10 protein-coding genes are annotated in these 13,993 nt (G+C 57.8%); 3 read left to right on the forward strand and 7 right to left on the reverse strand.

Annotated features, from left to right (window positions below; genetic code table 11):
* A partial coding sequence (locus tag EN893_RS03810) for a response regulator (RefSeq protein ID WP_164900707.1) occupies positions 1-319 on the reverse strand: 319 nt, incomplete at its 3' end.
* Between the two features lie 757 nt (positions 320-1,076).
* Between EN893_RS03810 and EN893_RS03815 the strand changes: the two genes are divergently transcribed.
* Together EN893_RS03815 and EN893_RS03820 are read left to right on the forward strand one after the other, a co-directional pair.
* Entirely contained in the window at positions 1,077-2,198 is a 1,122-nt protein-coding gene (locus EN893_RS03815; protein ID WP_024505387.1) for a DUF418 domain-containing protein, read from the forward strand.
* A gap of 1,543 nt (positions 2,199-3,741) precedes the next feature.
* Positions 3,742-3,954, forward strand: coding sequence for a cold-shock protein (locus EN893_RS03820; protein ID WP_008874821.1), 213 nt, complete (start codon positions 3,742-3,744; stop codon positions 3,952-3,954).
* A 228-nt stretch (positions 3,955-4,182) separates the two neighbouring features.
* Here EN893_RS03820 and EN893_RS03825 read toward each other — a convergent pair whose 3' ends face one another.
* The 6 genes from EN893_RS03825 to EN893_RS03850 form a co-directional block, all read right to left on the reverse strand.
* Positions 4,183-4,653: a MucR family transcriptional regulator gene (locus EN893_RS03825; protein WP_024505385.1), complete on the reverse strand. Its 471-nt coding sequence runs from the start codon at positions 4,651-4,653 to the stop codon at positions 4,183-4,185.
* A gap of 894 nt (positions 4,654-5,547) precedes the next feature.
* Positions 5,548-6,090: a tetratricopeptide repeat protein gene (locus tag EN893_RS03830; protein WP_082826568.1), complete on the reverse strand. Its 543-nt coding sequence runs from the start codon at positions 6,088-6,090 to the stop codon at positions 5,548-5,550.
* A gap of 53 nt (positions 6,091-6,143) precedes the next feature.
* Complete coding sequence (gene sctV / locus EN893_RS03835; RefSeq protein WP_127270994.1) at positions 6,144-8,207, reverse strand: type III secretion system export apparatus subunit SctV; 2,064 nt, start codon at positions 8,205-8,207, stop codon at positions 6,144-6,146.
* Between the two features lie 232 nt (positions 8,208-8,439).
* Positions 8,440-9,330: a hypothetical protein gene (locus EN893_RS03840; protein ID WP_127248571.1), complete on the reverse strand. Its 891-nt coding sequence runs from the start codon at positions 9,328-9,330 to the stop codon at positions 8,440-8,442.
* Positions 9,331-9,447: 117 nt separating this feature from the next.
* Positions 9,448-9,690, reverse strand: coding sequence for a nodulation protein NopA (locus EN893_RS38980; RefSeq protein ID WP_224570034.1), 243 nt, complete (start codon positions 9,688-9,690; stop codon positions 9,448-9,450).
* Positions 9,691-9,762: 72 nt separating this feature from the next.
* Positions 9,763-10,092 (reverse strand): hypothetical protein, encoded by a 330-nt coding sequence (locus EN893_RS03850; RefSeq protein WP_081714433.1) that lies wholly within the window; start codon positions 10,090-10,092, stop codon positions 9,763-9,765.
* A gap of 1,351 nt (positions 10,093-11,443) precedes the next feature.
* Between EN893_RS03850 and EN893_RS03855 the strand changes: the two genes are divergently transcribed.
* Positions 11,444-13,555: a hypothetical protein gene (locus EN893_RS03855; protein WP_236383459.1), complete on the forward strand. Its 2,112-nt coding sequence runs from the start codon at positions 11,444-11,446 to the stop codon at positions 13,553-13,555.
* The last annotated feature ends 438 nt before the right edge of the window (positions 13,556-13,993 follow it).

The following is a 13,993-nucleotide window of genomic DNA, read 5'->3' on the forward strand; positions in this document are numbered from 1 at the left end:
CCCCCAGATCGAACGGCTTGACCAAATAGTCGTCGGCTCCAGCGTTGAAGCCCTCGATGCGATGCGAAATCCGATCGCAGGCTGTCAGAATGATGACCGGTGCCGATTCAAGTTCCTTGATCAGCTCCCGCAGATAGTCGATCCCATTGCCGTCCGGCAGGTGAACGTCGAGCAAAATAAGGTCGTAGCCGACCACAGCTGCATAATCGCGCGCTTCGGACAGGTTCTTGGCCCAGTCGACCGCGTGGCCACCAGCCACCAAATGATCGTGCATAGCACTTCCAAGGTCCTTATCGTCTTCAGTGAGCAGTATTCGCATCATGCTGCCGAGCTCCGGTATGAGGGCAAGGCTCCCATCTTATTGGTCGAAGCTGACAATAGGCTGAACCGGCGGCAGCGAATTATTTGGGGAGCTTTCAGGCTGCTGTCAGCTACAACTTGCAAGAAAGGGGTCGTTAACAAAGCCAAACGAAGAGCCCCTATGAAACCCGTCCTGACCTCGGCACTTTTGCTCAATGTGACCCCCGGCGGCTGCATCAGCAAATTGATTTGGGAAACAGGCGCGCCGGTTCTAATGACCGACGCAGGCCGAGGTCTGGAACAGCTGGACCAGCGAACGGCGTCTTCGGTTTTTCAGGCAACAGCCACATGGAAGAATATGATTGGCTCGACCATGCGCCGAGCTTTGTCGAACGGATTGGTCGCGGGCGCACTACCACAGATTATGGCAGGTTTACGCCCTGGCCTTGACACCCGGGGTGATCGTCACCGGCGGAGCCGCGGCGTACTGATCGGATATCTAACGTCGCTGAGTCTCTCGTCGGTGCAGTGGATCTCTCGGCTTAGCCATCATGCAAAAAACGACGGTTCCGCGACACCACTTTTCAGGTCCGTGACACAGGCTTTGTGAGCCGATCTGTTGTTCTTACCCCAGGCTAATGGCTGAACAGCTCTGTCGCCGGCTCGATGCGCCAGATGGCGCGATGTTTTGAACCCTTTCACGAGGCGACGGCAGCAGCCGACCGGCTCTCCTATCGCGGCTCCCGCGATCCACACACCCAACAAGGGAATCTACCATGGTAATGAAGGCACCGGTTGCCGACGCTAGGAATGGGTCGGTAGTAGATCGGCTGGTCGGCATCGACCTCGCTCGGGGCCTGGCTGTCTTCGGGATGTATGCCGCCCATCTCGGTCCCGACCCCGGCGAAGGAGGACTAGTCGGGTTTCTGATGGAACTAACCCATGGGCGGCCGTCGGCCCTGTTTGCCGTATTGGCCGGTTTTTCAATCCTCCTGATTACAGGTCGCAAGGCGCCGAAGTCGGGGATAGCCGGTAGACAGGCCATCGCCAGAGTCGCAATTCGTGCCCTTGTTTTGCTCGCGCTTGGCTCAATCCTGGGCTGCCTCGGTACCCAGGTCGAAGTCATCCTAGAATACTACGGAATTTGCTTCTTGTTGGTATTGCCGCTCCATCGGCTCAGCGCATATCAGCTGGGCTTGATCGCTGCCGCTACGGCATTAGTTCTCCCGCAAGTCCGTTCCTCCCTTCTGTCGGTTGCCCCCAACCTCCTCGACCCGGTCTTCAACCTCATGGTCAACGGCTACTATCCCGCGGTGACCTGGGTTCCTTTCCTCATCGCTGGCATGGCCATCGCGCGCCTTAATCTTAATACGCTAGCAGCGCATTGGCGCCTTGGTCTGGCGGGGGTCGCGCTGGCCGTGTTGGGCCATGGGGGATCCTTGCTCGCGCTGAGTTCCCGCGCTTTGACTGAAACCTCCTTGTGGTGGTCTGACGTTGACGGCGCTTTTGAGCCTTCCAAGTCGTCATTTATAGTCAAGTCGTCATGGATAGCCGCACCTCATAGCGAAACGACGCTTTCGATCGTGGGCAGCACCGGTTGCGCAATGATCATCTTGGCGGCTTGCATGCTCGCTGTGGATGCGCTCCCGCGTCTGCGAAAGCTGGTCTGGCCAATAATCGCAGTCGGCTCGATGTCTTTGACGGCCTATGTGCTGCACATTGCGGGAATAGCCTATCTTATGAAGATAAACATTTTCAAAGACGAGAGCCTGTCCACGCTCTTTGGCTTCGTTGTGGTTATCAGCACTTTTGCGGTGCTTTGGCTGCGCGTCTTCCAGCGAGGACCGATGGAAGTGCTGATGGGTAGGGTCGCAGATCTCGCGCGTCACATCCGCTGAGCACCGCCGCGCCCCGGCCTCCCGATCACATTACGGACAAGGTGGGGCTTTGTCCAAAGCTTGTTCGCGGCAGGGGAGGGTACTTCCTCCCACCCTGCCGCCTTGTTGATGGAAGCTAAAACGGTCGCGCAGGCGCTAGAGTTGCATCGGCATAATCAGCTTAAACTCGCGAAGTTAAACCCGCGGTTGGTCTATCTCGGCCCGCCTCACCTGAAAGGCTAAGGTATCCGTTTCGGTCAAGGGTTTTAGGGGCCATTTTCGCTGCGCCTTGAGGAGAGCGTTTGCTAGGATGAGGAGCTTTCGCAACAAGATGATGACCTTTGCGGGTTTGCCTGCCGCCTTTAGCGCCTGGTATTTTGCCTTGAGGTCGGGGTTGAAGCGCAGGGCGAAGGGCCGGGCATGTAGAGGGCCTGGCGAACATTGGCCCGGCCGCCCCGGATGAAGGCGCGGCCGCTCCATTTTGCCGAGGCCGGCGAGGCTTGCGGCCTTTGGTTCCGAGTTCCGGCATGTCGATGGTGAGTGTGCAGGCGGTGGCATCCGATGCGCCATATGCTGGTCAGGATTTCGCGGCGCTGGACAGCGTCGGGATCGGCTTTCATGAGGGTAAGCATCGTCTGATCGATATCGCTGAGTTCACGTGGATCTGCTTCCAGCCACTCGTTGTTGTGGCGCCTGAGCAAGGCAAGCGGTCAAGATCTGGCTCTGGTGCTGGCTGCGGTGCGATCCCCGCACGGGCCAGGTGCCGATCGTGTCGACGATCCACCTCGCCGCGACCAGAGAGCTGCTACTCTCTTCCGCTGTTCATTCTGGCCTCTTCGCAATGAATGTCATAAAATCACCTGTCGCAATTAATGGTTTTTGATTTGGCTCCAACAGCTGGCAGATATCGCCGAGAGTTCCGCAGAGAGCGTCGAAAGTTTTGGCCGCCTTCTTCCGCAGCCGCGCCTTGAGTTTTGAGCAGACCTGTCTTGATCGGGTTGAGATCGGGCGAGCATGGCGGCAGGATCAGGAGCCAGTGCCCCTTTGGCCAACCAGTGGGCGGCGCGTACCTTGCCGACAATCTGGGGTTCCGAACCCGACAGTTGGTTTTCAACCCGACAGTGGCCCGCCTCAGAGCAGGCTACCGCCCTTCGGAGCAGGCAGAAGCTAATCGAGGTTCGCGGGTTCCGGTTTGAATGTGCAGGTCGCTGCGCGCCTGATCTTTCGGTCTGGCGGCACATGACAAAAACCCTCATTTTGGCCGACGATACCCGGTCAGGAGCGGGTATCGCAGTCGAGAAGCGACCCGAGCACGTCCACAAGATGTGCCGAGTTTGCAAGGTGTGTCATTGTTTCTGTCAACGTTCGAGCGACAGCGCACGACGAAACGTCTGGCATACGCCTCGTCTGGCACGCGCCTCGCATATGTTGCAGTTGCTGCTGGAGATCAGGCGATCGAGTGGGCCTTGCAATTTTCCGATTTTGATGCGCCTAAAGTCTCGTGTACAAATCAGGCTGGCGTGAATGGCCTGCCTAAGTTGCGACTTATTACAAAGGAATGGATATGGCGACTGGAACGGTGAAGTGGTTCAACAGCACGAAGGGTTTTGGTTTTATTCAGCCTGACAACGGCGGTCAGGATGTCTTTGTCCACATTTCCGCTGTTGAACGAGCGGGCCTGTCGACCCTTAATGAGGGCCAGAAGATCAACTACGAGGTGGAACAGGATCGCCGCACGGGAAAGTCCTCTGCAGGCAGCCTCAGCAAGGCTGGCTAACGGTCCGGGAAAGCCTTGACAAGGTTCGTCATCGCCGGAACGCATTGACGGCTCGAAACCCGGGCCGGAGCATGCAAGTTAATGCCGCGGCAGGGATTGCTGGAGCCATCATGAATTACTCTGGAAATGAGGCTCTTGGACGGGAAAGGCGGGGCTCATCCCCGCCCTTTGATTCCGCGCAGATTGGGCCTACGGCTGCTGCGCGTCCGAACGACTGTTGATACGGATTTAGGCTGCGACCTTCTTGCGGGTCCGTTTCGCCGGCGCCGTGGCTGGGGCTTCCGGCTCTTTCGGTTTGCGGCCGAGTCCCATGGTCTTGGCCAAGGCGGAGCGCGCAGCGGCGTAATTCGGCGCCACCATGGGATAATCCGACGGCAGACCCCATTTGGCGCGATATTCGTCTGGGGTCAGACCATAGTGCGTCGCCAGATGGCGCTTTAGCGATTTGAATTTCTTGCCGTCTTCAAGGCTAATGATGTAGTCCGGTTCGATCGACTTTTTGATCGGGACAGCAGGTTTTTTTACAGGCACAGGCTCTTCTGCCGGTATGAGTCCAGCCGTGCCGTTTAGAGCCCCGTGCACTTGGGCGATCAGGGCAGGAAGCTCCCCCGCCGGGACGGGGTTGTTGGAGACGTAGGCTGATACAACATCGGCAGTGAGCTCGATGAGGATGTCGGTCTTGTGGGGTTCTTCTGTCATAAACTTCTCCGGGCAGCTTGAAACACAGTTGGGCGAAGTGTCGCTACATAGTGGCGGTTGCCGCTGAAAGCAAATGGATCGACGGGTGCGCTGCTCCTCCACCATTGAAGTCTCGGCGACGCATCCCGTCATCGTCCATCGCTAAAGGCAGCGTATTGAATTATGGGAGCGGTCGCGCCCGCCCCACCATAGCGATACAGCAAGACAATCAAAAAAGCCGGTCTTTGCTTGGCCCCAAATCTTTTCTCCTTTCGTGAACGCTGAGCTGCCAAGCTGCTACAGTTCACCTCGCGGGGCAACCGTGCACAACACAGGAGTCGCCCGAGCGATACATTCTTCACTTGCCGCTTATCAGCGCTGGTGATTGCACTTTGCAGCCTGCATCCGGACCCGCAGCGCTCACGCTGTTGGTTTTGCGCCTGCAGGCGTCGGAAGTCGGATCGCCGCAGCTAATTTCCTCAGGCGGACGAATTCAACAAATCGATTGTTTGGATCGAAGGCATCCACACCATCGATGCCTCTAGAATATGATCCAGCTACAATCACCGTGCTGTAATGGCAGGGACGGCCAGCACAAGCGCGACACGATCCGGCGGGTCCATCGCTGCGTTACGTATTCATGGCTACTGCATCGGGCGCTCGGTCGACCGCCTTAAGCCAGGTCGCCGCATTGCGAGACGGTGACCGGCGAGGGAGAGGGCGCTCTGGCAACGAAGCGAGGCGGGTGGCCTTGCGGGTGGCCGCGTGATGTCATCCGGCTCTCCTGCCGATCTCTGCCGGCCAGATCTGGAGCAACTGTTTTGCATAGATATGGCTCTCTTCAGGGGGCCATCTATGATGGGAGCCGAGCGCGTGTTCGAGCCGGGGAACAGGCTGCGCATGCACTGTGCCCACCTATTGCGATCGTGCTAACCTTGGTTGTTCGGACTTGCCGTTAAAGGCAAGCGACAGATTGAAGTTATGCTGCACCATCTGATTGCCTGGCTCGTTTTCGAGAGCTCGCCGATACAGGGCCTGTGCCGCGTCATGCCGCCCCTCAATGTCCAAAATCACGCCCTTCGCATTCAATGCACGTACGTTTCCTGGGGCTGCAACCAAGACGCTGTCGAGCACCTCAACCGCTTCGTGCGGGCGCTTCTGGCCCACCAAGGCATTTGTAAGTCGTATCGCCGCATCAACATTGTCCGGGTGCTGCTTCACCTCATCCCGCAAAGCCCGCTCTTGAACATCCTGACCAACTTCGCGCAAAATGCGTTCGCGCATAGCCGGATCGATTTGATCGGCGCTGAGCAACTCGGGGGAAGATGTCTCCTGCACGGAAAGAGCCGGCTTTTGCCAGCTGGCGCAACCGCCCAAAGGCAGAATGGCGAGTACGGCAAAAAGAAGTGAGTTCCGGCGCAGAAACATAGGCGATGGAGAAACTGTATTACTATTCATGTTATCTCTCAGTTATCGGGGAGGCGCGTGGCGTTCAGTTAGGAAAGGTGGGACTACTCTAACAATCCGCTGTTCGATCCGTGCGGGAGTGTGACGGATCCTGCGGGGCGAATTGTAAAGTCGGAGGCGAGGTCTTGATAAGACAGCACGGCGAGATCAACCCCGTTTCGCGTCAGAAAGCCGCGGACGAAACGTCGGACATCCATCGACGTCAACAGAATAGGGCGGGTTTGACCCGGTTCTGCGTTCGAAAGGACCTGACGTATCTGTGATAGCATCGCTTCGCTTTGCCGATCCTCCAGTGCGAGATAGGGGCCTGCATCCGAATCTCGAACCGCGCCACGCATCACATCCTCGCTCTCGCGCTCGACGACCAGGGCGGACACTATGCCCTCCGTGTTGGCATGGCGGTGGCAGATCTGTCGCTTCAAACCAGAACGGACATATTCCGTCAGCAGGGCAACGTTTTGCTCACGCTCGCTCCATTCGGCCAATGCCTCCAACACGAGACGGGTGTGGCGGATTGGGATACCTTCCTCCAGGAGGCGGCGCAGAACATCGGCAATCCGAGGAATCGGCGTCGTGCGTAGCACCTCTTTCACAAGCTCAGAATATTCCTGCTCCATTCGGCCCAGGAAATGTCGGGTCTCTTGGATGCCCACCAATCGCGGTGCGTAGCGGGTCAACGCTGCATGGACGCGCAAGGCGAGGAGTTCGCCGGGAGCCCTATGCTCCGTGCCGGCGCCCGTAAGGGCCTTTGCAGGGGTATGTTCAACCGGGAGTCTGTCCGTTTTCGGCTCACGTCTAAGGGGGACACCGCTCGAGTCGACGTGCGCTACATCGGCTCGGAGCGCCATCTGGTTTGGATCTAAGGCGTCCTGTTCGACTGGCACGCCCTCGACATCAATTCGGAATTGCGATGCAGGCAGCTGCTCGTCAACCAAGACAGGGATGCGAGGAACGATAATGCCCAGATCGGCTGTGACCAGGAGCGAAACGCGCCCAATATGTTTTTGCAATTCGGCTTGATCGACCGCCTGCATAAGATCTGGCGCTAGAAAAAATGCGATCGGGAATTCCTTCGCAGGCGCGGCTTGCTTAGGCTCCGCTGCAGTTCCACCTTTCGCATCGGCAGTGCCGGCGCCCAGCACATCAGCCTTGACAATGCTTACCGCAGCGAACACTGCGGCCAGCATCAGAAAGACGGGGAGGGGAAACCCAGGAACGAACCCCATTACAACCAGGACGCCGGCCGCCAGTCGCAAGGCTCGAGTGCTGGCCGTGAGCTGACTGACCATTTCTGTACCGAGGTTGATCCTCGCCGTCCCAGTCACACGGGTGACGATGGTCGCCGCAGTAATGGAGAGCAGAAGGGCCGGAATCTGCGATATCAATGCATCGCCTATCGTCAGCAGAGTGTAGTGATGCAGTACCTCGCCGAAGGACATGCCCTTGGAGAGCAGGCCGATCGAAATTCCACCCAGCATGTTGATGCAGATAACCACCAGCCCGGCGATGGAATCGCCCTTCACAAATTTCATCGCGCCGTCCATCGCGCCATAGAGTTGGCTTTCCTTCTCCAATTCGGCGCGCCGCCGGCGGGATTCGTTGGCATCGATGTGGCCGTTGCGTAGCTCTGCGTCGACCGCCATTTGCTTGCCCGGCAGAGCATCCAGCGTGAAACGCGCCGCCACTTCTGCCACCCGTTCGGCACCCTTCGCGAGGACCATGAATTGCACCATGGTGACGACCAGAAATATGACGAAACCCACCACGATATTGCCTGAAATGACGAAATCGCCAAAAGTATGAATAATGCTGCCGGCCTCCCCCTCGGCCAGAATCAGTCGCGTCGTTGCGACCGTGAGCGCGAGACGGAATACAGTGGAAATCAAAATAACGCCGGGCAAAGAGGAAAAATCAAGTGGAGTACTGACATACAGGGCAACCATCATCAGCAGTATGGCCAACCCCATATTGAATCCTATCAGGGCGTCGACCACCACGACCGGGATAGGCATGACCATCATCGCGACAGCCAGAAGCAGCATCAACGCAACCATTAAATCCGGGCTGGCCGGCGCACGCTTGATGAAGTCACGCAGGACGTTGGCCATCGAGACACCTTTGCAATCGGTTGAGACTTACTCTGCTGTTACGCCATGAAACGTGGCTTTCGAACTCCGAAGGCGCCTCAGCCTTGGCCAGCGCGTGACCCTGCATGAGAGCCACAAGCAGGCGCGAAATGGCTGGGCAGCAAATGTTTCCAACGCAGCCAGCTTGTCAGCACCGAGCGCGGCAGGATGTTTGGCTGGCCATAGAGTGCTGCTTGATGGGGCCTGCGAGCTTTCAATATTGGAGAGCAGCAATGCGGCCATTCCTGCTCAGCAGCACACGGCTGTCCTCAATACGTTCGACCACCCATCCATCAGCCAAAATGGCGCCGACAAAATACTTCTCGCTGTCGATGACAATATATGGTTGGACCCCATGCCACACAGCTTCGACCGCGATTGCGGATGGCGCCTTCTCCTCTTTGATGAGCACTCCGTTCACCAGTGTTAGAGTACCCTTGGTGCGACGATCGAACGATTGCTGAAGCTTCTGCCAGCTGATGACCGATTCAGACGTGACGGTGCCTTCGGCGGTCACAACACCCTTTGCCGACCCAATCTTGACGTCGAGAAGACCCGCTCGATCGACTTCCTCCTGCAGCTCTTGGGCCGCTGCCTCCGTAAGTTCATTGTCAGCGCGGTGACTGATCGTTCTGGACGCGACTTCAGCCCGAAGTGAATTGGGGCTCGATCCACTTGCATTGCCAAGATAGGAGATCGTGCCTGAAAGCGCGCCGATCCCGAGTGAGCTGATTATGACCATGGCGAGCACACCGATCGGTAGGCGCGGTATGCCGGTCGAACCAGGCGGCTCTGCATCCTGCACGGACAAAGCAATGGACATCTCGCCTACGAGCAGGACGACAGGAAGGGGCACAACAACGGACTGGCCTGCGGCGATATTCCGGTTGCCCTCGATACTGATTCCGGGTGCAAGCGCCTCCAGTTCGATCGACTTGCCAAGAAGAGTTACACGAAGGTGATGCGGTGCCAGTCCCTGCTCGACAAAGACCAAATCGGCATCGAAGCCGCTGCCGATTAAACACTTTTGAAGATCCGTCTTGCCGGTCAGACCGCAATAGTGCCCCGAACGCACTTCGAAACGGAGGGAAACGGCGTCATCCACAGAGCATCTCTCAAACAGGATAGAAGCCGCATGGCAATTGCCATGCGGCTCATTTCGGGACTACGTCGCGTCAATAAGGAGACGCGCTAAGGGGCAGTCTAAAACCCGCCTCCGACATTACGAAACGCGTTCGTCGGCGGCCTTCTTGATGGTCTGGAGATTGGTCGTTAGAGTGCGCAACTGGACACTCCTTTTCGTCGCCTCCAAGCTAACATTGGTTAGTTCCTGCACTTGCGCCTGAAAAGCAGTAGCATCAGCTCCGCTTGTATTGCCGGGAGTGCCACTGTTAGTTTTATCGGTATTGCCGGCGCTACTGGTATTGGTATTGCCTGATTTTTTATTATTATCAACTGCAGCCATGATCATTCCTTTTTCTGTTGGAGTTGTGCCGTCAATAACGGCCTGTATGACCTCACGCCGGATTTTCCCGCGTCAGGCATCTTCTGTGTCATCCAAAGCTTCATCGGCCTCAGCCATCGCATCGTTCGCGAATTGGAACGCGAACGATCGCAGGATACTTTGGAAGGCTTCACTTTGTGCTGCAGACTGTGAGTTGTCTTGAAGTTGATCATTTGAAACGGTCCGGTTATCCGCCCGATCGTTCCCGCCAGCTGCCTTGCCATCATTCCCACCAGCTGGCTTGCCATCATTGCCATCAGCCGGCTTGCCATCACCAGAATGCTCGGATTTCGAATCCCCATGGCCCTTTCGGATCAAGGAAGTCCCGAGGTTGCCAACTCCACTCCCAATTGCTGCTATCATCAGGTACTCCGGCATTTGCCATTGGCGGCGACGTGTTAAAGGTTAACCTCGATCAAGCTAAGGGCGGGAGCTTTCGAGAACCTGACGGCTTTTGACAAAAACCGGCCAGCGCAAAAACCGTATGCTCTGCAGGATGTTGCTCTCGCATCGAACAGTCGACCACGATCTCGGCTGTTCGGCCAATCCCGCCGTCCACGCATGCCGCGACCGAATGGCAGCCGCAGCAGCTGGTTTGCATCTCGATGCTGTGGTGTCGAACAGGAGGCACGGTCCACGTGCTGCATGACCGCAATGACCGTATTCTTGCTGGCTCCACGGGCGCACGCAACGAGCAGGAACTCGGTCTTTGCATCACCATTCTCTCGCCTGCACATCACGGCCCGGCGCGGTGAGCTCATTGGCCTCGAGAAGGTCGGCGACCGTACGAACATGGGATGGTCTGCCGGCTTTGGGAGGCCGGTGCGGATCCTCTTCTCACCATATCGAAAGCTTGAAGCGGTCGGATTTTCTTGCCCTGTTCGTGAGAACTCCCATCGTCAGCTAATCGTCAGCCAAGCGGTCTATCTAGGCCGGCCGTGCCTGACCTTCGGATCCAAAGGTCCCGTCTCGACACTTTTTGTAACTATAGATCGAAATGGTTTCCCGCGCGATACGCAACGCACACGCTTCTCTGAAGCAAATGTGTGACTTTGTCGGTGGCGAACGAGAGGAGTGACGCATCAATAAAATCGTCAGGCACGTGTCTAGGAAGGGGAGCTGGCCGAGTTGGTCTGATTTCATTCGCTGTTCCTGGAAATCGGCGGACTGAAGCGCTGATAATCTCAGGACATCGATGGCAACGTTGCGAAAGTCCTGTGAGCTCGGGCCAATCTTGGCCTGCTACTGAGAAGCACTTTGGCGGGAACATTACGCCGTCGCGGGTCTGGCTGACCGTGACGTTAACCGAAAGATGCCGCTGGTCTCGTCAGCCGCCAGCACAATAGCAGCACATTCTCGCCTACTACGGAGACGCAATATGAAGGGCATTGGCCGACCACGGAAATCGCAGGCTGAAACTGGAGCCAGCCGCGCGGGGCGGGCGAGCAGTTCCCTTTCGCAATCAAGTCTTGCTGCGGGAGAAGGTGGACAGTCATTCGATTCCGTTGTGGAGCAGATGCGCTCTGGGGACGCCGATAGGAGGCCCTCCTCCCTTCCAGTTGCGCGCGGTCCAGGCGATGCCCGCGAAAGTCTGCCAGGCGCCTCGATTGGCGAAGATCAAATCCTGAACACACCGCCACGTGGAGCCGCTGCGCCACCACGCGGAACCGTAGCGCCACGTGGCGCAGCCGCAAGGCGGCGCGGTTCTCCCTCCATGTCTGAGGGCGAAGCCATGGCGCCGGTCGGTAGCCAACTATCAACCGCGCAGGTGGAAGGCACCAGCTCATCGTCAAATGAAGATATCAGTCCGACACAGCTCAGAATGAACAGTCTTGTTCAACAACTGACTGATTGCGAGGCTGCGGCCAGGAAAACCGACGTTCCCGAGGAGGCGGTGGAGCTGATCAGTCGGGTCGTCGGTGCAGCCTCAGCAATTCTGGAGTACCGCGCTAGCCTGCCTGCGGCTGAGGCGCAGACAATTATGCCAGACGACAAGGTGCGTAGATGTTGCCAGATCGTGTGCGACGCCGCGAATGAAGTAGACCAACTTGGCCTGTCGACGATCACGAAATTGGACGAAAAGACCAAGATAGCGGCAGGTATGGTCGATAGACTCTACTCCTACTCCCAGGCGGACCGGCAGGAGCTGTTGATTTTAAATGTGGAGAACCACCATACGGCGGCAATTAAGTGGTGGGAAAAAAAGGCATGGCGCTCCGAACGACAGCGATCCGCCTGCGCTGCCACCGCTAGCCTATCCAGTGGAACGCCCGTGATGCGGGAAGCCGAGCGGTGCGCACTGCGGCTGCGTGCCGGCTCGGTACTGAGTGTCAGGATCTGGCTGGTCCGTGAGCGGATCGGTCTTGCGCGGGCCAAGATTGAACTGCGGGCGAGCAGGTTCGAGCCAGATTTGAAGGAACTCCTCGTCGGTCGAAATGGAGTGGTGCAGCTGATGGCAAGCGCCGCTCAAGAAGCTCTTCGCGCCCTCTCTTTGGCGAAGGGCATAATGGATGGCAAAACACTCAACGCTCATGATTGCGCGGTTGTAGAAAAAATCATGGAGCGGCTTTCGGATTTTGGATTGGCGTTGCACGAGGTGCATACCAAGCTAAGCCATACCTACCCAGATGCCGGCCTCCCATTGAAACTGTTCGAACGGATCGTGGACGATGCATGGATCACTGCGCACGATGCCATGCACTTGTTGAACCTGCAGTCTCCGCCGTCAGCCATCATGGCGCCACAGGCCCAGGCGGGCGCTGCGATGCCGGCCAGGGCAGGCGCTGCGATACCGGCTGACACTGCTGGTACGGCTGCAGTGTCAGAAGGCACTACAGCGCGAAGGAAAGGGAAGTCAAAGCATAAGTCGGCAGCTCGCGCCGGGACTTCTGCCGCCGGGCAGCCATCAACACCAGTCGCTTCGAACGCCGGCACAGTGCCAGCAGCCAAGGTTCTCGCGCGCTCGGATCAAGTTGCGAGTACACAGGTGAGAGCGCAAGAGGTGGCTGCGAGTTCGTCGGGGGCAGGCTCGACAATCGGGGGCGCCGCGTTGTCAATGGAGGTATTGACGGAGCGGCTCAAACGATTGGACGAACTTTTGCAGTTCGATCTGGCCGGTCAGCAAAGCGTCGTCTCCCAAGTGCGCCAGATGAAGCCTGAGGAGGCCGGTAAGGTCGTGGACGATGTGGCCCAGTACCTGCGAGCCCAGGCCATTGAGATGCAAACCTGTCTCGCCGGGTTGCACGGGCGTAATGTACGCCTGCTACTCACCTCCACCCAGCTACCCAAAGTGCACGAACGCACAGACCAGCTCAAAGGGTTGCTGAACATGGTGCTGGGACAGGCCAACGCATTGAATGAAGGAAAAGCCGGCATTACGACTGATTGCATGAAGACCTACGCATTTCCGGCGCAAAAATACCTGGAACATTTGTGCAATGCCGACGAATTGATGCCGCCGGAGGCACCGGTCGCGCTGCGTGGCGAGCCAGGAAAGCTGTTTGAGATGAAGCTGCAGCCCAAGATGCTGGTCAATGGTGCGATGCCGAGCCCGATGTGGGTGCACATCCACACGAGTCGCCCCGTCTTGGCCAGAAACTTAGAAGGGCTGGCTGATTCCGAATTCACCGCTTGCCACGTTAAATCCAACGAACAGCGCGGCTACAATCGAGAGCGAGAGGAAGCCGATGCTAGGTCCGGTCGCGAGAAGGTCATAATTCATCGCGGCAAACTCACCCCCGCTTTCTGTAAGTCTTTGTTGACCTCGGGGCTTGGCCGCCAACCACGCAATTCGCGTGCCGAGCTCCCGTCGGCGCAGGCTGCATGACAGGGCACGTACTTTGGGGTCTAGGGCAGAATGCGGCCGGCCACGCTGTGAGTCAGCGAGCATTTCTCCTGGCCAAACCGCGAATGCCGCTGCGCGAGTTGCGGTCCGGCGATTGGAGTCGATCGGCTACCGTCAGGGCCGATTTGCGATGTCGCGTTACCTGCTGTTGACGTGGCGGCGTATCTTGCCTCCCATCCAACTTATCGCCGAGATCGCGCCGCCAAGATCGAGGCGGAAGGTCTTCCTGCGAGCGCGGAGCAGGCATAGCCGATCCGATCGGGATCGGCGCATCGCAACGACCCAACGGTGTGGTGGAGAAAATTGGATTCGGGAGAGCTCGTATCCAAGAGGCGGAGTTCCGGCCCGAATACAATCCGCTCGCAAGCACCCACGATGCGCATCCGCAGTTTATTGTCTGGGAGATGGGCTGGATTGCTC

This window comes from Mesorhizobium sp. M7A.F.Ca.CA.004.04.2.1, from assembly GCF_004022825.1.
Lineage (GTDB): Bacteria > Pseudomonadota > Alphaproteobacteria > Rhizobiales > Rhizobiaceae > Mesorhizobium.